Source organism: Polynucleobacter sp. AP-Nino-20-G2, assembly GCF_018688235.1.
Classification (GTDB): domain Bacteria; phylum Pseudomonadota; class Gammaproteobacteria; order Burkholderiales; family Burkholderiaceae; genus Polynucleobacter.
Genome location: NZ_CP061313.1, coordinates 518,991 through 541,034, shown reverse-complemented (window position 1 = coordinate 541,034; position 22,044 = coordinate 518,991). Strand labels below are relative to the sequence as shown.

At 46.4% G+C, this 22,044-nt stretch carries 7 protein-coding genes; 6 read left to right on the top strand and 1 reads right to left on the bottom strand.

Going from position 1 to position 22,044, the window contains the following annotated elements; genetic code table 11:
• Positions 1-15,222 (bottom strand): autotransporter-associated beta strand repeat-containing protein (locus tag FD960_RS02785; protein WP_215299723.1); only part of this gene is annotated, 15,222 nt, incomplete at its 3' end.
• 395 nt (positions 15,223-15,617) lie between these two features.
• On the opposite strand from FD960_RS02785, the gene FD960_RS02780 reads away from it, so the two are divergent.
• From FD960_RS02780 to terL, 6 genes are all read left to right on the top strand, one after another.
• Positions 15,618-17,180, top strand: coding sequence for a sensor histidine kinase (locus FD960_RS02780; RefSeq protein WP_215299721.1), 1,563 nt, complete (start codon positions 15,618-15,620; stop codon positions 17,178-17,180).
• Between the two features lie 3 nt (positions 17,181-17,183).
• The gene (locus FD960_RS02775) at positions 17,184-17,828 is read left to right on the top strand and encodes a response regulator transcription factor (protein ID WP_215299719.1); all 645 of its coding nucleotides are present in this window, start codon (positions 17,184-17,186) and stop codon (positions 17,826-17,828) included.
• Positions 17,829-17,990: 162 nt separating this feature from the next.
• On the top strand, positions 17,991-18,629 hold the full coding sequence (locus tag FD960_RS02770; RefSeq protein WP_215299717.1) for a hypothetical protein: 639 nt from the start codon (positions 17,991-17,993) through the stop codon (positions 18,627-18,629).
• Between the two features lie 76 nt (positions 18,630-18,705).
• Positions 18,706-20,067 (top strand): DNA methyltransferase, encoded by a 1,362-nt coding sequence (locus tag FD960_RS02765; protein ID WP_215299715.1) that lies wholly within the window; start codon positions 18,706-18,708, stop codon positions 20,065-20,067.
• Positions 20,060-20,482, top strand: a complete 423-nt coding sequence (locus tag FD960_RS02760; RefSeq protein ID WP_215299713.1) for a DUF5681 domain-containing protein — start codon at positions 20,060-20,062, stop codon at positions 20,480-20,482. Before FD960_RS02765 ends, FD960_RS02760 begins: the two co-directional genes overlap by 8 nt.
• Positions 20,479-21,936 carry a phage terminase large subunit gene (gene terL, locus FD960_RS02755; RefSeq protein ID WP_215299712.1) on the top strand — a complete coding sequence of 486 codons (1,458 nt, stop codon included), beginning with the start codon at positions 20,479-20,481 and terminating at the stop codon, positions 21,934-21,936. The genes FD960_RS02760 and terL overlap by 4 nt, the downstream gene beginning before the upstream one ends.
• Positions 21,937-22,044: the final 108 nt, after the last annotated feature.

Below are 22,044 nucleotides of genomic sequence, written 5' to 3'. Positions count from 1 at the left end.
CCTATCACCACTGACTAAACCAGCAAAGCTATAGGTCGGTGTGATGCTGGAGCTCACTGTGCCGTCATAGGTTTTCGTGACACCGGTATTGGTAATGGTTGGTGTCAGGGTTGCGCGCGTAATCGTACCGGCGACGGTTTTGCTCGTGGCATCTAATACATAGTCACCCGCAACCGAGCTCTTATTACCGGTAATGGCCGTAATCACTAAGCCAGCAGCGGTCACGGTAGTGGCATTGGCCACGTGGGCATCGTTGTACGTCGTGCCAGTATTGGTAATGGTCGCCGCGGTATCACCACTGACTAAACCAGCAAAGCTATAGGTCGGTGTGATGCTGGAGCTCACTGTGCCGTCATAGGTTTTCGTGACACCGGTATTGGTAATGGTTGGTGTCAGGGTTGCGCGCGTAATCGTACCGCTAGCTGGCGAGGTAATTGTTAAGGTGTAGTTACCCGCTTGCGTACCAGTCAAACTTAAGCCGCTATAAGTAATTGTTGTCGCAGTAGCTACGTGTGCACTGTTATAGGCAGCCGCTGCTGTGCCTGCGATGCTGACCGTATCACCGGTGTAGGCTTTGCCATCAACTGTCGTTCCAGCACCCGCTGCTTCAGCGGCACCTAAGGCGGCAGTGCCGCTAACAACTGCTGTAGTTGTACCATCATAAGTCTTACTATTTGGTACAGATAATCCGCTCATGGTGAGCGCTTTTGCAGTGATGGTGGCAGCGCCTGGAGATTGGATGGTGAGGCTGTAATTTCCAGCTTGCGCACCAGTCAAACTTAAACCGCTATAAGTTACGGTGCTTGCACTCGCCACATCTTTACTGTTGTAGGTCCCCACCGCTGTGCCCGCGATGCTGACCGTATCACCGGTATAGGCTTTGCCATCACTTGTCGTCCCAGCACCCACTGCTTCAGGGGCAGCCAAGGTGGGGGTGCCGCTAACAACGGCCGCAGTTGTGGCGTCATAGATCTTGCTATTTGGCACAGTTAAGCCACTCATGCTGAGTGCTTTTGCCGTAATGGTAGCGGTTGCACCAGAAGCATCAGTGACAGTGTAATTACCGGCATCAGCGCCAGTTAAGGTAAAGCCAGCGACACTCACCGCTTTATTAGTGCCGACATTCTTATCTGCATAGCTAGCGGTGGCCCCGGTTTTTACTAAGGTGAGCAGATCACCGGTGTAGTACTTATTATCACTAACAGAAGTGGAGCCATTGGTCAGCGCAGAGCTGGTAGTAGCGATGGTGGCGCCCATTGAGGCATCATAAGTCTTGCTAGTCGCCGTTGTACCAGTCACGGTAATGGCCTTCTGAACTACGGTCAAGGTGCCATTGCTAGCTGACAAGGTATACCCTAGACCAGCAGGACCTGAGCCAGAAATCGTGTAACTACCCACTTTTATTTTGCTTGCTGTTGAGTAAAGCGGACTGTTTAAACCGTATGAAGCAGCATCACCATTCACTAAGCCACTAGTCGCACCGGTAAGTGTTGGCACAGTATCACCATAGGTAATACTTTGGTTATCCGTTGTGATTGTTGCCGTCACTGCTTCACGATAAACCGCATATTTGCCACTTGTGCCAAGTACAGTCGTGAAGTTAGCTGTACCCACATTGCTCTTATAGCGGAAGTTACCAGTACCCGAACCAATGTAAGTTGTTACACCGGTGCTACCAGAAACTGAACCCGTATAAATTACAGCGCGACCATTGGAGCCTGTTGTAACTGCAGGCATACTCGTTGGTGCCTGCAATGTATATGACTGAGTGTTATAAACGTTTGCGCTTTGGGTAACAGCAATTGAATAACCCGGGCCAAATGTATTATTCACTGCAACACTACTAATACCGACTCCGTTATAAGTCCACCCGCTTGAGTTTGCAGTAAAGTCCGCCACCAAGTCACCACTGTAGTCTGAACTTCTAATCCAAACATAAGAAGGCGTACTAGCTAAAGTCTGCACAGTAGTTGCAGTACCTACGCTACCAGTGATAATTACATTACCGCCCGTTGCAGTTCCAGCGCCTGTATTGGATCCTGCGGTTAGGGTAATAGCCGATGAAGTTGTATTAGTTGTGACAACTGGTTTAGAAATTGTCAAATCACCAGTGTACGTACTGATTCCAATTGCACCAGATGCAGATATGCCATTAACACCACCAACTGTAGCAATTATCAACGCATCTTTATCTACATATGTGAGACCACTCACCCCACTTGCTGCCAAAGTGCCAATCGCATTACTAGCACTATTGTCTAAAGTGATATTGCCACCAAGCAACAATAAGTTAGATGCGCTCACGTAGCCATTTGCGCCATCGGTTACATCGCCAGAGCCTTTTAGGGTAATCGTATTGGTACCTATTGCCGCCAGGGCTGCATTGATGGCGATAGCGCCACCATAAATATTAATTGGGCCAGCAATGCTTGTAGCAGCCGCAATAGTGATGTCCTTGGTATTGCCATCTTTACCCAGAGTTAAGCCACCTAAATTGCTATTAAATACCCATCCGGAGGTACTGAATGCAGAGGTAAAGCTTGTGCTTGTCGACTCAATAGCCAATGTGCCTGGACCATTAAAGCCGCTAGTTGAAGTACTTGGCGCATCATTGCGAATAATCAGCGCACCGGCATCGATATTTGTTGCTCCAGTATAAGTATTGGCAGCAGAAAGAATGAGGGCGCCAGAGCCTTGCTTAGTCAAAGTTGTGGCAACGGCATTCTGAATGGCGGGATTAGAGATTGCGCCACTAATAGCGCTTGTTGCAGCATCTGAATTTACCGTCAGAGTTTTTAAGCCACTCGTCGCACCAGCAATATTCACCGCCCCAGATCCCGCATTAATCTTTAAGCTCGGAGTCACACCGTTCACCAGAACTTGCAACTTAAATGCAGTAGTTCCAAGGCTAGCTCCATTGCTACCGGTAAACGTCCAGTCAGTATTTCCAGCCGCACCAGTAGCCGACCCAATGTAATTACCAAGCCCAACATCAGGGGTTGCACTTGCCGGTTGATTGTTCCAGGCTAATACTGTTTGAGTAGAGCCAGCTGTAATGTTATGAACCTGAAATGAGCCGTAGTTACCGTTATAGGCAGGGGTATCGTTATAGTCATATGTCGCCACATTACCAGTTGGCACACCAGCAGGTGCGCTCGCACCTTGACTGTAATTCCATCCCCACAATTCAAGATAGCCAGTAAAGCCTGAGCCTGTGATCACGGATGATGCCTTACCAGAAATACCGGAAGTCTGATTAGAGGACACCACCATATTGTTAACAATTTTTTGAACCACCAACTGATTCACTAAATCCGGAATGCGCAAATCTGCAGCCGTTAGATTATTTGCCCACGCATCAAAAGTAACTTGAGCATAGTACAGAGTACCGCCAACGTTTACCTCCATGCGGTAGGTAATACGATTAATGCTACCGCTAACAGTGCCAGAATTATTGACGCTATATACAACAGCATCACCAGACCTATTTGCTGTAGTGGTTTCATAAAGCAAGCTACTTGCCGTAATTCCAGTCAATGCTCCACCAATAGTCACGCCACCACTCGCAGAATTCAAACCAATATCCGCACCAACGCCCAGATCACCGCTATATGTTTGCGCACCAGTGGTCCAAACATCACCATATAAATTTACCGGGCCGCTCACAGCAAGACTGGCAAGAGGTGTGGTTGATGAGCCAACGGTGGAGCCTAGAGTCAGTAAGCCAGTATTACTTACTGTTAAAGCATATGCTCCGCTGATAGCACCGCTGATTGTCAGGGCACCCGTATTTTTAATGCTTGTATCAGCAGCTAAAGTGATTGGGCCAGCATAAACGGCCGCAGTAGTGCTTGAGTTATACAAGGCACCACTATTACTCACACCCGTACCACTCAATGTCAGTGGCTCCAGGGTATTCATACTAAAACCAGCCAAGTCTAAAGCTGCGCCATTTGCCACTGTCGTTCCACTTGTCACCGTGCCAAGCGGTGAATTTGAGCCGCTACTTGATGCACCTAATTTAACCGTACCAGCAGAAATGTTTGTTGCGCCAGTGTAAGTATTTAGGCCAGACAAGGTTAATACACCGCTACCAGACTTAGTAAGTCCGCCCGTACTTATTGAAATTGGATCAATAACGGTAGTATTGCCAGCACCAGTGAAAGTTAAATTGTAGGTTCCTGTAAAAGCGTTCCCAGAAGCCACATCAAAGGTTAATGAACCTGCCGTGCTGCCAATAGTAGTTGCCGCACCCAGGGTCACCAGGCCGGTAATGCTATTAGTACCAGAGTTATTTAAGATGGCACCAGCATTACCCATGCCCGTACCACTTGCGGAAATCGCACTAGCAATCGTAATGCCACCCTGCAAGGCAAATGTCGCACCTGATGTAATCGATACCCCGCCAGCACTAGTTCCGACAGCGCCAGTATTGGCCGCAACTAAAGTACCTGCATTAATAGCCGTGGTGCCAGTGTAAGTATTATTTCCGGATAACACCAAGATGCCTACGCCCGATTTAGTGAAACCATTAGCGCCAGAGATCACCCCAGAAAGCGTGAGCTGCGTACCCGCCACACTCACTGTGCTATTAGCAGCGCCTAAAGCCACTGTGCCACTGAGACTTGAAGTACCGGTGCTGGTTGCTATCGTGCCGCCATTCAAGGTAATTGCTTCAGAACCCACTGTGACATTTTGTAAATCAAGGATCGCACCACTCGCTACTGTGACACCAGCAGCAGTTGAACCCAACCCAGTTGCATTCGTCACTGCGAGAGTGCCGGCATTAACAGCAGTCGCACCTGTATAGGTGTTGGCTCCCTGCAGCACCATGGTGCCGGCACCCTGTTTAATAAACCCAGTATCCCCAAAGGTGGTTGGCCTATACAAGATTCCGCTTACGGTCAAAGTAATGCCGCTGGCAACATCAAAAACTGTTCCACCAGCTTGACTTAGTAGAACCCCAATTGCACTCATTGTTGAGTTCGCGGTCACGGTCACTTTGTTATCTAAATTGTAAGTTCCGCAAGCCACAGCACAACCGCCAGCTACTAATGATGAATTCCCATAAGCCAAGGTACCGCCATTGAGGGTGATCGTACCCATGTGGTAGCTGTAGCTTGAGGTTGAATTAGTTGTGAGAAGACCGCCTTGATCAATAATCAGATTGGTGGTTACCGAATAGCCCAAGAAAGCGTTATCGGCCGTTGTTGAAAGCGTAATGGTTCCACCATTACTAATATGAACCGTTTGGGTGTTGCCTAATCCTGTATGCGCATTATTTGAACCGCCAGACATGATGACGGGTTGAGAAACGTTCACTACACCCGTAAATGCTTGGTCACCACTAATCGTGACCGCATTAGTGCCGGTACTACTGAAATTAATAGCGCCTGTAGTACCACCAGCCGCAAGATTTGAGAATGATTGCGTTGCCGAGCTATACCAATTAAATGTAGCTCCAGATGAAACGCTTAAGGCCTGAGCGTAGCTTGCGCTTGCGCCTAAAGTTGCAGAGCTACTACCTTGCGTACCAATTTGCAAAGTACCTGCGCTGACAGTAGTTGTGCTGCCGTATGTATTGGCTGCAGTCAGAATGACTGTGCCGGTATTTGAAGTTGGGCTATTGATTGTTAATGCGCCGCTTGCACCGCTGAGAATGCCAGAAAGGGTGAATGTATATGTCGATGGTGCATTAATGGTTGCGGCGCCACTCATTGAAATAGGGTTGCTCAACGTTAACAAATCAGCATTTGCTTGCAAGATCGTAGAGGCAGCCATAGTTAAAGGCTTAGAGGTACCACCCAAAGCGGAAGAGTTGCCCACTTTTAGCGTGCCGCTATTTAAAGTAATACTAGTGTTTACAGTATTTGCCTGACTCAATACAAATACGCCGCCCGAACCAGTCAACGTCAAGGTATCAACGCTGATTGACTTAGCTTGAGTGAGTGTTGCCGTTTCAGTGATTGTTAAGCCGCTACCTGTGAAGCCATTCACCCCCGATAAGGCACCAATCTCGAGGTTCGATGCCGTTTGATAGCTTAAGCTGCCAGTGCCAATGCTCCCTGCAAGCACACTAATTACAGCGTTTGATCCTGTGAGCGAATAGCTTTGATTTGCGGTACCCAGCAATAAGCCGTACGCCGTCATCACACCGCTGACATATGGCGCCTTAGCGTACAAGTTAATTTGACCTGTAGTTGTATTGGCGGTGATATTGCCAGTCCAATAAAGACCGTATGTCGCACCGTATGCTGGATTTACTGAATCAGCAACTGCAAATATCGGCGCAGGAATATTAGGTGTTCCGCCAGACATCGTGGCAGCAGCATTAACTAAATAACCGCTACCTGTCGATGCCGAGCTTATTGTCGAGCCCTGGAAAGTGACGGACCCGTTGATGGCTGAAGCAGAAATTGCATTAGAGTAAGTACCGTAATAACCCGTATTCGTACTCGATGTATAGCCATATATATTGATATTGCCATTGCTGGAGCTTACAGGGCCAGCAGCATAATAAATGCCATGACCACTTGTTGCATATCCAATCATATTGATATCAGCTTTAGCTGAAACAGCACCAGACCATGCGTCCTGATAAATACCTGCGCCACTACCTGCGCCAGAAATAGAAACAGATCCCAGGGTCGCGGCAACCGGTAGGCGGACATAAACCGCAGCATATCCAGAATTACTCAAGGCGTTAATCACAATATTTCCGGTATCCGCAGTTACGCCACCACCAGCTAAATTATTTGCACCTAAAAATACGCCAATACCACCCATTGACACACCCTTAAGCGTGACATTGCCATATGCACGCAAGATATCGCTTGTGCTCCACAGAGAGATGCCGCCGGAGGTATTCAGCCACCCATTCACCGCACCATCCGCATGGTTGGCATAACCGGTAATCATCAAGTCACCGTGATAGCTTCTGATAGTTTGATAGTTACCGTAAAGAATTACCCCATGCCCCTGTTGATTGGCAACGTTCAATCCTGCTGGAGCGCCATTGGCGTAGATATTGATATCGCCGTAAGCAATAATCTTGGTGCTATCAACATCTATTCTTAAGGCGGCACCGCTAATATCATTCGCTGAAGATGTGGAGTTGATAGTGATGCTGCCGCCACTGGTAGGCGTTGTGGTGTCATTTCCCGCCACAATGCCGCCTCCATAAATATATATGCCGTAACCACCACTCGCCGTAATAGAAATATTGCCAGCAGTAGATTGCATAATGCGACTGTCAAATAAACGGAATGCCCAATCACCGCCTGGAGTTGCCGCATTTATCGTAATGCTGCCAACCGCCTTCATGGTGCCTGCGCCAGAAATATTGACACCTTTATAGGCGCCTGTCGCACTACCCGTAATTGACATGGCGCCATAAGAAATCAATGACCCTGCCCCCATCTCAAAACCTTGCTGAGTCCGGCCAGTCGCAATAATCGTCAGTGTGCCACCCAATGTTGGCGTGGCTGTGGTCGGATTAGTCGTATCGTTGCTTGCCACAATGCTACCGTTTGCATACATGCCATAGTTGCCAACAGCAGTAATAGAGATATTTCCCGCAGTTGATTGCATGACACGACTACCATCAAACTGGAAGCCCCACTGCGCACCGCTTGTTGCCGTATCTATTGTGATATTGCCAACAGCCGTAAATGTGCCGGCGCCGTATATATACGAACCCTGATAACCTCCGGCACCACGAGCAGTGATATTCATGGCACCGAATGAAACTAGTGAGCCTGCAGCTATCTGAATTCCATACTGAGTGGCGCCTGTTGCGCTAATAATCAGAGTACCGCCGGCAGTTGGCGTTGTTGTTGGAGTAGACGTATTGCTACTCGCATAAATTCCGCCCGTCGAGGCCATATATAAACCACCATTAGAACCATTTGAGGTAATGGCAATATTTCCGCTAGTCGACTGAATGAAGGTGTCGTTGTACATGGTCAAACCCCAAGTACCTGCAGTCGCACTAATCGTAATATTAGATGCCGATTTCACTTTGCCACCAACACCTTCGAATCGGAAAGCATGGCTAGCACTTCCAACGGCGGTAATCGAAATCGCACCGTAAGAAATCAAGGAGCCAGCGTTAATTTGAAAACCATAATCGGTGCCACCCGTAGCATTAATAGTGATCGTACCGCCAGCGGTTGGCGTCGTTTGGTTATTGCCCGCGATTAAGCTCGCATTAATATAAAGACCTTTTGAACCACCAGATCCCGTTAAAGAAATATTACCTGCAGTGGATTGAATGATCTTAGAGCCCTCAATAACAAGGCCTTGGTTAGCCTGTGCATTTTGGCCATTAATCGTAATATCGCCAGATACCACGATGCTGCCTGCGCCGTAGATATATACACCGTATTCACTACTGCCACCCGTACCAGCAATCGATAAAGCACCACTTGAAGTGATTGAACCGGCATTCATTCTGTAACCGGTATAGGCGGATGTGCTCAGAGAAGTTCCAGTAATTGAAATGAGGCCGCTGCCGGCCGATATATCACCTGAAACATGGTAGATGCCTCTTTGGGCACCAGTTGAAACGCCATTCAAGGTAATGGTACCCGTGCCAGTGGTACTTAAAACCGTACCAGCGAAGTCCATATGAATACCAACGCCTGCAGTTGTAGCCGTTGGGTTGCCGCGACCATATACGGCAATATTACCGCCAGCCGCATTGAGTGAACTCCAAATTAAAACGCCAATAGCATCGCCTTGACTACTTCCGTAACTGGCATACCCAGCAATACATGAGTAAGCAGTAGCGCAGCCTGAAGTTGTATCCGTTGTTCCGCCACGTATTGTGATGTCACCACCAAACGTGCTAACCGTAGCAGTTGCAACGGTTGATTTAAATCCACCGCCGCCAGTGTTATCAACGTCTGAATAGAAATTAGCAGTGAGGGACTTGCCTGATGCCCCAGAAATAGGTGCTGATATCAAGACGTCTCTTGAAGCCATCAGGGTTAATGTGTTGCCATTGGTGTTATTGGTGATGGCGCCGGAAACGGTAATATCTGCATTTGCAGCTACCGTTTGCAGCGTAGAAGCACCTGTAAGACTGCTTGAATTTAAGGTTAGTGATGCAGTTGTTTTGAGCGCTACTGAACTACCAGTAATTGTGATGCTTGCAATGCTATTGCCAGTATTGATTGCCGTAATGCTTGGACTATTCACAAAGGTGATGGTATTGGTGCTGGCTGAAATTACGCCACCGAATGTGATCGCACCTGTGCCACCAATTGAAGTAGCGCTCGAAATTGTTACTGCGCCACTTGCAGTAACAGCCGTTGCGCTTGAATTAATTAAAGCGCCATTACTACCAATGCCAGCGCCATTCAACGTTAATGCATTGGCAATATTGAAGCCATTTAAGTCAAGTGTGTAACCAGAACTGACAGTAACAGCGCCGGTACCAAACGGTCCATTGGTCACGGAACCAGAAGATGCAATTCCTGCCTGCAGGATACCGCCTGAAATCGTTGTTCCACCAGTATACGTAAGAGCAGATGAAAATGTTTGAGTGCCAGACCCCTTCTTCACCAAAGCAATAGCAGCATTACCATCCTTAATGCTGCCAGTAAATGTACTGGTTGCATTATTTGCACCAACCGTCAGAGTGGCTAATGAAATGGTGCGACCCATTTCAGTATTTGCAGTAGCAACCTGACTTGCACTAAGCGCAGTGGAATAGAGCAAAGTAACGCCCATTCCATATGTAGCGCCATCCACCCAATTGCTGCGCCCCAAATAGTTGTTACTACGAGTGATGTTTTGTGGGATTGCTCCCGAACCTATTGCTCCCCCATCAATCACGGCAGAAGCAGATGCACCACCAACATAAATCGTAGGGTTGCCGGCTGCCGTTAAAGTTGCAGCGTAGTATCCATAACCATTGTTTGTTACTGCCGTCCCAGTATTAGTGGTATCGGACATTGCGACATTTGCCCCGTTATAAATCTGAAAGGCCAGATTATTAGTCGTACCGGCTCTCGCAAAAAGTATATTGTTTGATTGTGCCCCGCCACCAAAATCAATAATACGAGCCCATACTGAGCCATTTCCCAAATTGGCCTTGGAAAGAATCGTGAGGCCCGTTGTGAAATCGCTCAAATTAGTGCTTGGAACCGACAAATAGTTGCCCGTCGAATTTAACGTAATGGCTTGATTAGCAGAGTCATAAGTTGGGCTACCCACAAGTGAGGCATCGCCCCCTTTGGTAGACCCCGTTGCCAAGTTGTATACCGTTGTGCCAGAACCGGTCCAAGATTGAATATTGCCTGGGTCAAAATAAAGTACTAAGCCCGTTTGAATAAAGTTATGAGCATTAGTAACAATGCCGGCACCAGATAATCCACCTATTGATGTCGAATAACCATTCAGGTTAAGCACTCCACTAAGCGCCACACTACTTGCCCCAGAAAGCGCATTAGTAGCGCCAAGTGCAAGAATGGCTGAACTGCCGATTGTGCTTGTACCGCTATAAGTATTGAGGCCAGAAAGAGTAAAAGTGCCACCATTGAGGGTTAGCCCAACAGTACCAGTGCCGCTAGTGTTATCTTTTATTACGCCAGCAAAAGTTGTGTCACTGCCAGAAAGAGTGAGGGTTGAAGTAGTACCTGTAGCGTTGTTAAATATAGCGACCAGCGAGCCAGCTCCTGTTGTAGCCAGCGATCCAATGGTGGTGCTGTAACCATTTAAATCGAAGTTCGTACTATCAGCCATCAGCAATGATGTGGAGCCAGCAATTGCATTGTTAATACCTAACTTCAAAGTACCAGCATTAATGGTGGTGCTACCAGCATAGGTATTTGCAGCGGATAAGGTTAAGGTGCCCGATGTCAGCGTAAATGAACCAATTCCAGACATGGAGTTTGAGATTGCAAATGCGCTTGAAGCGGTTACTGACAATGCGCCATTAATCGTAATAGGCACACTGGAGGAGGTAATATTTCCTCCGGCAGACTGAGTAAAGCTACTTCCTGTAAATCCTACATAGGACCCCACTGGTACAACTACATAACCAGTATTTATGTTTCCGGGCAAAACCCCATTAAGCCACGTGCTGTAGCTAGTCCAAGCTGCAGGACTAGCACCAGTACCCCCCGTTGATATGGCCGTTAGGTTTGGCAGAGTGGCACTCCATGGAAGTAGCTGCAGAGAATTCCCACCGCTACCTAAACTCCAATATTGAGTGGTAAAGCCAGTTGGTAAACTGGACATAGTGGTATTTCCACTATGGGTGATATTGGAACTTGTGGAGGTGTTGTAATAAGTTGCGTTCGAGTAAGCGCTCCCAGTTGTATAGGCGTTGGTAACCCGAGCAGCTGTTGCATCAAGCATCCACCCAACAAATGCACCCCTGGTGTAATTAGCCGCGTAATCAGTCTGCGGAGTGACTAATACATTGGTCAGGCTTATGCATGGCAGGCTTGTACAAGTTGATTCATTGACAGGGCCAATAATTCCACCCGTAGCGGTATACCCACCGTAGGCTAGTCCGCCAATAACGGTACCTGTAAACGATGAGGAGTTAATGGAAACATAGACGTTGGATACGGATCCTGTTGTTGATGTACTGACGCCACCAACTAGGCCGCCAATACTAATACTCTTATAGTTTGCCAAGGAAGCAGCCCCACTCATAACAAGGGAACTCGTTGAGCCATTGATTACCAAATTTCCGGCAGATACGTTACCAACCAACCCACCCACATAAAGGTCACACGTGGTGCAGCTATTTGATAATGCAAATGTTCCAGTTACCGCAACATTGGTAAGGGTTGTTGTACCAGTCACAATCCCAGCAATACCGCCAAAATAAATTCCAGACGTGGGTGTTGCCGTAACGGCGGCATAAATATTGACAGTCAAATTGCGTATGGTGGCGCCATTAAGCGCAGCAAATAATCCAGTCCCAAGACCGCCTCCAAGCGCCCCGCCTAAATATAACCCCGTGACACCCTGATTAGTTGGATTGAATGTGTGCCCCAATCCATCAAAAATACCTTGGTAAGTTTGATTCGTCATGGAATAACCCAAGTAACCTGCGTAACATGCCCCACCACAATTAATGGAAGAAACATCCTTTATTAGGGCGTAATTGACTGAAGAACTCAGTCCAACATTCGTTGTTCCATCAATTAATGTGTAGCTAGTATTTCCCTGGTACAGCGCCCCAGTTGTTGCTGCAAAAGTAATATTTTTTCCTGAACCCAGGTAGTACGCAGTGCCAACGGTCGGCGCAACCGCTGTAGATGAACCGCCGTAGTGCAGATACAAGCCACCACCAGAACCTACATTGATATTGGCATCAACATATATATTCCCAGTGGCTTTTAAGTACAGGGACTTATTAGAGGTCCAACTAATGGAGCTTGCCACCCAGATATTGCCATTTGCATTGCTTGCTGTATTTGCACAGGAAACTGAACAGCTAACAACACCCGCTTGAATAGTGACGTCCGAAGATGCGAGTGCAGTATTAATAAGAGTGGCAGTAGCCGAATCAATGATGACCTCAGTTGGATCAATTAACCACATACCACCTCGACCAGCATTAATTGCCCCGAGGAGGCTTAATGTATGAGCAGATGTTTCAATAAAGCCGCCAATTGATGTGCTGCTTAAATCGGATTGATTTGCCTTGATGATGCTGTTGGTATCGATGCTCGAATAAATGGAAAACGGCAATGTGCCGTTCTTAGCATCATTGCCGATTAAGATTTTTCCACCCTGATTAAAGCCAATTGCCTCAACTGTTGTGCCAGCAAGGATGGTTTGATTAAAGGCTGCAATACCAATACTTCCGCCACGACCATTTGAGCCGCTTGCCTGAATCAATGCATTTTGAATGTTAAGGTTGCCAGCGTTGCTAACAATTCTGATGGAGCCGCCATCAGTATTACCATTTGCACTGATGAGTGCCTGGTTGATTTGAATATCTTGACTTGAGTTAAGCGCAATCGTGCCACCAGGACCAGCCTGGCCATTGGTTTGGATCACTGCGGCATTATCAATTGTTAAGCGATTGGCTGTAAGCGCAAAAGAACCACCCAGACTGCCGCTTGCCTCAATAATTCCCACTAAATTAATTACATCACCACTTATAGCAATAGCACCACCAGGGCCGTTATTGCCGTTAGCCTGAATCAAGCTACCTGATTGCACTGTCAGACTTGGTGCGACAAAATTAATTGTGCCACCCGTTCCACTTGCAAAGCCAGAAGTGCCATTCGCTTGTATTTGCGCACCGCTATACACAATCAATTCACGAGTAGCATTTAAATTAATTACATTAGTCGTGATGTTTTGTAGCGGTACATAAGCTGCATCGTTAGCTGATGTTGCTGAGTAAACAATATTTAATGTATTACTTGTCACATTCAAATTATTTTGCGCAGTAATAAACGCTGGTAAATCTTCTTGACGTAACACTGTGCCGTTATACGTTAAGGTTGTTGAGTTTGAATTACTTGTACTGCTATTTGACGCAGAAACATTTAAGCGACCAGAAATATAAAGTGCTTGTGCAAGCAATGAAATCGCACCGCCTAGTGTATTGCTACCTGCGGCATTGATAGACCCGCTAGCGTATATAGATTGGGCTTGAACGGTCACTTGAGTGGCTGCAATAGTTGTACCAACATTAAGGTACGCAATAGAGCTATTGATGATTACATTTAAATTTTGACCAACAATATTTGCATTTAATGCAAACATTCCACTCGCAGATAAAGTCAAGCTAGTAAATACATTGCCTTGCTTTAAGATATCTGCCCCGCTAGCAATCGTCAGGTTTCCGGAGCCATTTTGCGTGCAGCCACCCATGCTTGGACACGCGGTGGTGTTGGCATTGACTTCAATCACAACATTATTCAGGGCAAGCGCCAAAGAAATCACGCGAGCGACGGCTGCATCGATTGTTAAATCAATTGGGTCGAGCAACCACTGCCCTACTTTTCCATTGGGAGCAGAGGTATCAACCGACGCAGTAGGTGCAATAACCAGTTGCGTCTTAGAGCTTGTCTCAACAAAACCACCGTTACCACCAAATGTACCACCCATGGCCTTTAAAGCCCCGGCGACTGTCGTTCTCACGCTCGACCAAATATTGATCTGGCCACCATTACCCAACACGGTGGAGGAGGCATCAACCAATGCATCTTGAGTGATCGTAGCGGTACTTGCTAAATCATTTGCAACAACGTTTGTGCGTGTACCGTTGGCATTTTGTGTGTATGTCACACCGCTGGTTCCAATATTGATCGTGCCACCATTAGCGCTGCCAGTAGCAACGGACTTGGAGCCCGAAGCAAGAGTGATGTTGTCGCCAACCATTGTGATGGTACCGCCACTAGTGTTGGCGCCACTGCCATTAGCAGCAACGGTTCCGGCCTGATTAATGTTGGAGGCTCGGAATTCAACCATCCCCCCACGATCCACGGCACTAGAAGCTGAAATAACGCCCGTATTGTTGATGGTTGTCGACATCAGGCGCGTAGCAGACCCAGCGGCTATAACGATTAAGCCCCCTGGGACCTCAACTAAACGCTTGTTTTCGATTAGACCCTTATAGGTGGCCTGGTCAACCCGGACGCTCATAAGCTGGTCACCCCGGAAATCAAGAGTGATTTTCTCGCCAGAGGCCATAGCTACCGTATTTCCAGGGCCTTTTTGAGCCAAAAGATAACCCTCGTTACGTACTTCCGGGGCTAGGAGAGCAATATAGCCGTCCTTGGAGTTTGTAGAAATGGTGCCCTGATTGACTACTGAGCCAGTAGAGCCGCCCGAATAGGTGCCCTTACCGTCCATAAAGTCTTTATTTGAAATATTGAGTGTTGAAGCCACTACACCAGCAGCATCAACTTGCGCACCTTTGCCAAACGTCACACCATTTGGATTTACCAAAATCACCTGACCGTTTGCTCGCACTGCTCCATCGATTACAGATGCACTAGCGCCAGTGACGCGATTCAAAGTTACAGCACTTGCATTAGGTTGATTGAAACTAACGGTCGCATCTTTGCCAACGTTAAAACTATCCCAAGTTACAACTGCACGTTGTGAAGTTTGATTAATGTTTACTTGCAAATTACTTTGCGTAATCGTGGCATTTCCTGCAACAACATTTCCACCAGTTGGAAGTGCGCGTGAATTATTTTGAGCGAAAGAAATTTGTGTGGTTGCTGCGAACAAAAATACCGAAATAATTTTGACAAAATTTAAAAGTGAAAAGGTATTTTTTTCACAAGATTTTTGTGTTGAATTTTTGCAATGAAATACTGCAAAAGATTTAGCGGCTGCTATCGCATTTGCAAATAATTTTTGCTCGACATTGAATGCGCATGAATTTTTTTTACACAAGCACTCAAGGCGCTTGCCAAGGGCAGCTCCGAGAAGTTCGAGTTTTGAAAAAATCGCGTTGAACACTTTTGAGTCTTTTGGGTATTTGGGTAATTGCCGGGTAAATTTCCTTACGCGATTGTAGAAAAATGGGGCTTTTTTCATAATGTACCTTGGTACATGTTTTGGCCTATACCAGACCAATATTTGTTACCAGATGAGACTTGCTGACCACAATCATTCACAATATGAAAATTAAGCCTGATTTGATGCATAAATGGGCAAAATCTTTAGAGGCCAAACCGACGATACAAAGCATCATTTTTCGAGTCGTAAACACTCTCAAAATATGTAAACAACTGCAATTAAAAATTATGAATTCATACGCAACACTAACGTTTATTTACACCCTTTTTACACTTACATCGAGCAGTATTTTGTATGCTTCATTTAGGAAAAAACTAGATGCATCGGCAATTTATTTCTTAATTTCTGAGTTGTGCATGGCTATCACTTGTGGCATTTTATTTCTGCTCAATATAAATATAATCGACGTCAGTAATATTTGGACTTGCGTTCCTAATTTCACCGCAATGGGTGCAGAACTTGCAATCCTATTTAGCATCCTATCGCTAACAAAAAAAATTGAGAAAATATGGTTCTTTATCGGCGCTTTTTTAATCGCCTCGATTGCAATTGCTCTAGAAATTATCAGGCCTCATGTTGAACTGCAAATAGTAGTTTTACTATTATCCGCATCTCTATTTATCTTATTCACCCTCAACTATTTCATCTGTAAATTTAGACTTTCAGAACCATTGCTAAACAATCAATTTATGAAGTGGTTTACATGGTTAGAATTGGGAATGGTGGGCTATGGAGCCATACGACTTCTTGGTTATTTTTTTGGTCCACCCATTGTTCCAAGAGATACCCCCAGCAACATAGCTTTGATTGTTTTTTCAATCTATGTGGTTGTAGGTACTTTTCGCTATATTTCATACATTGGCCTGCGAATTACCTGGGTAGATCCCTCAAACCCCTCTCAAAACCCTCTAAATAATTCATTAGCCAATGCCATAGCAGAAAAAGACCAGCTATTACGGGGCCTGATAGCATCAAATCGGGTAATCGGCATTAGCGCACTAGCCAGCTCGCTTGCCCACCAACTTAGCCAACCACTAACTACAATCGCTCTGCGGGCAGATACTACTCGCCGTGACTTAGTCAGAAATGAGCATGATCCAAAGCTTATCGCCTCACTAGACGAGATTGCCAACCAATCAACGAAGCTATCCGAGCTAGTGAAGAGCTTACGGCATCTATTTGGGGCCAGAAGCTACAAATTTGCTCCGGTTAACCTCCAAAAAATTATCGAGGAGATTGTTGATATTGTTAAGCCAGGTCTCGAGGCTAAAAAAATTAGCCTCTATAAAGACTACCAAGGGGAACCAGTTGTTTATGGAGATGGCATTCAAATTCAACAGGTGCTTATTAATGTTTTTAATAATGCAATCGATGCACTTGTACAGAACAAGGTCGAAGATAAAAAGATTCTCATTAGCATCACAAATAATGAGGAATTTGCCACTCTTAAAATTAGTGATACTGGTGGTGGGATTAGCTTAGAGCTTCTTCCTAGTATTTTTGAGCTCTATAAGACAACAAAACAAGGTGGGCTTGGAGTCGGGCTTTGGCTTAGTAAAGTGATTATGGAGAGGCACAACGGTAGCATTACCGCTTTTAACGATACAAATGGTAACGCTGTATTTAAAATCGAAATACCAATGCACCACAACCCAAGAGAATAACCAATGAAAAGCTCTCGAGTTATTATTATTGAGGACGATAAAGCCCTAAGAGAGGGGCTGACTGACTGGCTAGCTCAAGAATATGAAGTGAGCAGTTATGAATCAGCGGAAGATTTTTTAGGGGTAATCAACGACTTTGAGTTCGAAGATGGAGTTCCTACTTGCATTCTTTTGGACTTCCAAATGCCCGGAATGACGGGCGTTGATCTCCAGACCAATCTGGCGCTTACGAGTATTGAGTGTCCCATTATTTTTATGAGTGGGAATGCTCAGCAGGCCGATATTATTGATGCATGGCGTGGCGGAGCAATGGATTTTCTTTTGAAACCATTCTCGGGAATCCAAGTTAGCGAAGCTCTAAAAGCGCTATTTATCAAGAATCAAAAACTTAAGTTGGGCAGACCACCAGCTATTGCTGGTGACGTATTAATCAATATACCCATCAGCCAAAGAGAGGCTGAAGTTCTACTCCTCCTAGGAAGTGGGCATCGCCAGAGCGAGGTAGCGGAGATGCTCAATATCACGCTTCGAACTGTAAAAATGCATAGATCAAATTTGAAAAATAAATTAGGCTTAAATACAATCGTTGAGCTGACTCGCTACTGCGATGAGCACAGACTATCGATTGAAAAAGTTGTGAAAAATTAATATTTTCAATAGTTTATTGAAAATATTAATTCGCTTTTTGTTAACTTGAACCTGATCCGAGTCATCATAGGATATTTTTCGAGGATCTAGTTGACCATATCATTTAAAGACACCAAATGCGCCCTACCAAAATTCAGTTAAGGACGAAAAAGCCCCCCCCCAATGAACCCTTTAAAATCCTCTAAACAACTCGTCCCTGAACTTAATCAAGCCTTTGACCGTCTGTCTGTCTTAGCAGAGCAAAAGGAATATCTAAATCACTATATTCAGTTTCTCGCGGAGAGAATGAACGAAGTTGTTCACTCTCCTTATCCCAATAATTTTATTAAAAAGCCCGCTATAGTCGAGCCCGAGCTTCGCCAACTATTAGATAAAGTTGCTGATTTAGAAAGCTATCTCAGTCAAATTCACCAGAGTACTATTTTGGCAATTCCTGATGTGACAGCTAGAGGCGACTTGAAGCTAGCTTGTCAGAAAATGATCCGCTCGGCCGATATCGCCCTTAAATCTCTCCCAAAAAATAATAACGAACAGCCACCAAACACAGGGGGTCGCCTGCCAAAATTTCGAGCATTGGATTTGGCTAATAGTCTGGCAGGAAATTATCACCAGCTTACCGGACTCAAACCTAGTATTACGGTTGACACCATAGCGGAAGGCCACACCGCTAAGGGAGATTTCCTGAGATTAATTGATGATGTCTTTGGCATATTCGATATTGATGGTAGCCCTGAATATTTTGCAAAACGCGCTGTAGAGCACTTCAATAGTCAAAAGGATATAACCCCCCTCAAATCTTAGGGGGTTATATCCTTTTTACACAGGTCAGAAATGGCCTTATGTTGGCCTTGTATTTCTAACTACAAGGACCACATTCATGAATTCGACTTTACGAAACACCTGTTTTAAATCCCTCGCCGAACTGCACCCCGACCCTCGCAATGCACGGGTGCATAGCAAGCATCAGATCCGTCAAATTGCCAGAAGCATTCAGTCTTTTGGATTTAATGTCCCAGTCCTCATTGATGGTGCAAACCAAATCCTTGCAGGTCATGGACGAGTAGAAGCGGCTAAATCCCTGGGGCTTACCCAAATCCCTGTCATTACCCTTGACCATCTCACCACAGAGGAAGCTAGAGCTTTTGCGATTGCGGATAACCGTTTAACCGAGAACGCTACCTGGAATGAAGCGCTACTGGGCGAAATCTTTTCTGAGCTCAACAATCTTGATCTGAGCTTTAGCCTAGAGGACACCGGCTTTTCGATGAGCGAGATTGATCTGCGTATTGCCGATTTTGAAAACCCCAATGCCGCATCTCTAGAGGATGAGCTCCCTCCCCCGCCTAAGCAGGTTGTCAGTCAGCTAGGTGATCTGTGGCTTTTAGGTAAACATCGCATTCTTTGTGGCTCGGCATTGGAAGAAACTAGCTTTGAGCGATTGATGATTGGCAAGAGGGCCGATCTCATATTTACCGATCCACCCTTTAACGTACCGATTGAAGGTCATGTGAGCGGCCGGCGGAACAGTAAGGCCAAACAAGATAGACCTAAGCACGCGGAATTTGCTATGGCCAGCGGAGAGATGAGCTCTTCCGAATTTACCCACTTCTTAAAGCGCTCACTCGGATTACTAGCTGCCAATAGCAAATCAGGCTCGATTCATTATGTCTGTATGGACTGGCGCCATCTACCCGAAGTACAAACCGCAGGAGCTTCGGTCTATACGGAACTCAAGAACCTCTGTGTTTGGGTCAAGGATAAAGGGGGCATGGGATCACTCTATCGCAGCCAACACGAGCTCATCCTCGTCTTTAAAAACGGCAAAGGATCTCACCGTAATAATGTGGAGCTAGGTAAACACGGACGCTATCGCACCAATGTCTGGCAATACGCAGGAGCTAATACACTGTCTCGCCAAGGTCATGAAGGCGATCTACTGGCTATGCACCCAACAGTCAAACCCATGAATTTGGTAGCTGATGCCATTTTGGATTGCTCAGCCAGAGGCGAGATCTTACTTGATGGCTTTTTGGGTAGCGGTACGACGCTGCTAGCGAGCGAGCGCACCGGCCGTATTTGCTACGGGATAGAACTGAGCCCCGCTTATGTTGATCTGGCCATTACCCGCTGGCAGGCGATGACGGGAGAGCATGCAATCCATGCGGCAAGCAATCAATCATTTGATGAGCGCCTGCATGGAGCTGCCTCTTCAAAAGCATTGGAGGCAAGCCATGTCTAATGGAGACTACAACGTAGGCTATCGCAGACCACCGAAGACTACCCAGTTTAAAAAGGGTGAAAGTGGCAACCCCAAGGGTCGTCCTAAAGGATCGCGTAGTTTGCAAACGATCTTGGTTGAAGAGCTTAAATCCTCGGTCACCATCCACGAAAATGGGCGCAGCAAAACCGTTAAAAAAGGTGAGGTGATTGCCAAACAGATGGTCAATAAAGCCATGGCGGGAGACCATAAAGCAGCGCATTTAGTGCTGGGCGTCTCACAACAACAAGAGTATCAAGATGCCCTCAAAGAATCTACTGCGATCGACACTGTAGCCCAAGAAGATCAGGTTGTGATGCAAAGCATTATGGAGCGCATGAAAAATCAGTTACTCAGATCATCAGACGCTGCTACAAAAGAGGGGGATGCATCATGAGTCATGTGATTGATAGCCCCCCTCTTAATCTTAGCGAGCGGGAATACCGCACGATTTTGCGCAATGACTTTCATAGTTTTATCCAGCGATCCTTTTATGAGCTCAACCCGCAAGGTGAGCTCTTACTAGCCCCCTATATTGAAATTATGGCGATGCACCTGGAAAACTGTCGCCTGGGGATCACCAAACGCCTCATTATCAATATTCCGCCGCGGTATCTTAAATCGCACTGTGCTTCCATTAGTTTGGTTGCTTGGCTACTGGGTCATGAACCGTCAACCCAAATCATTTGCGCCAGCTACGGGCAAGATCTTGCCGATAAATTTGGTGGGGATACGCGCTCGCTCATGAAAAGTGCCTTTTATCAAAACCTCTTTGCTACGCGCTTAGATCCACGCAAACAGGCAGTCAATGATTTTGCCACCACCAAGATGGGTGGCCGCATGGCTACTTCCGTAGGAGGCGTGCTCACCGGCCGGGGCGCTGACTACATCATCATCGATGACCCGCTGAAACCCGAGGATGGTTTTTCAGAAACCAAACGCAGTGCAGTCAATGCCTGGTACGACGGCACCCTGTTATCACGCCTCAATAACAAAAAAGAAGGCTGCATTATTGTGATCATGCAGCGCTTGCATCAAGATGATTTAGTTGGGCATATCCTAGAGCAAGAAGATTGGACAGTCGTGCGCTTTCCAGCAATTGCCGAAGCCGATGAATCGACTACCGTCAATACCTGGCTTGGCACGCGTACCTTCACTCGCCAAGAAGGTGAGGTACTCCATGCGCAGCGAGAACCTAAAACCATGTTAGAGGCAACCCGTGAGCGCATTGGCCATTATTTTTTCTCTAGCCAATATCAACAAAATCCCACCCCGGTTGGCGGATCGATCATTAAGTCCAACTGGCTGATGCGTTATCAGAGTAATCAAGCGCTACCCGAAGGCATTACGATGACCATCCAAAGTTGGGATACGGCGCAAAAAGCAGGCGAGCTTAATGATTACAGCGTGTGCGTCACCATCACCATGGTCGAGGAGTTTTATTACATCGTCGATGTGCATCGTGAAAAACTGGACTACCCCACACTTAAACGCCGAGTCATCGAAAAAGCCGAGCAATATGAGCCCTATGCGATTTTGATTGAGGATAAATCGTCTGGTATCTCTCTCATACAAGAACTCAAACAACTACGAAGCCACAAAATTGAACCGTATGTCCCTCCAACCGGTACCGATAAGGTCATGCGCTTACATGCTGTATCCGATCTATTTGAAAGCGGCCTGGTGTATCTTCCGGACCAAGCGCCTTGGCTGGCTGATTACGAGCACGAGCTACTGACCTTTCCGGGCTCACGGTTTGATGATCAAGTCGATGCTACTTCTCAAGCATTAGCGCACCTGCGCCAAAAGGGTAATCGCAAGATGATGGTCTGGGCTCGCCTGGCTGGTTAATGTAGGCGCTATGACAATATTTTGGCGTTCATCACTATGATCCATAGTCAAGCAAATAACTTAGCCTATTAAGTAGTAATTGACTTGATATGTTCTGGGTATAGAGCG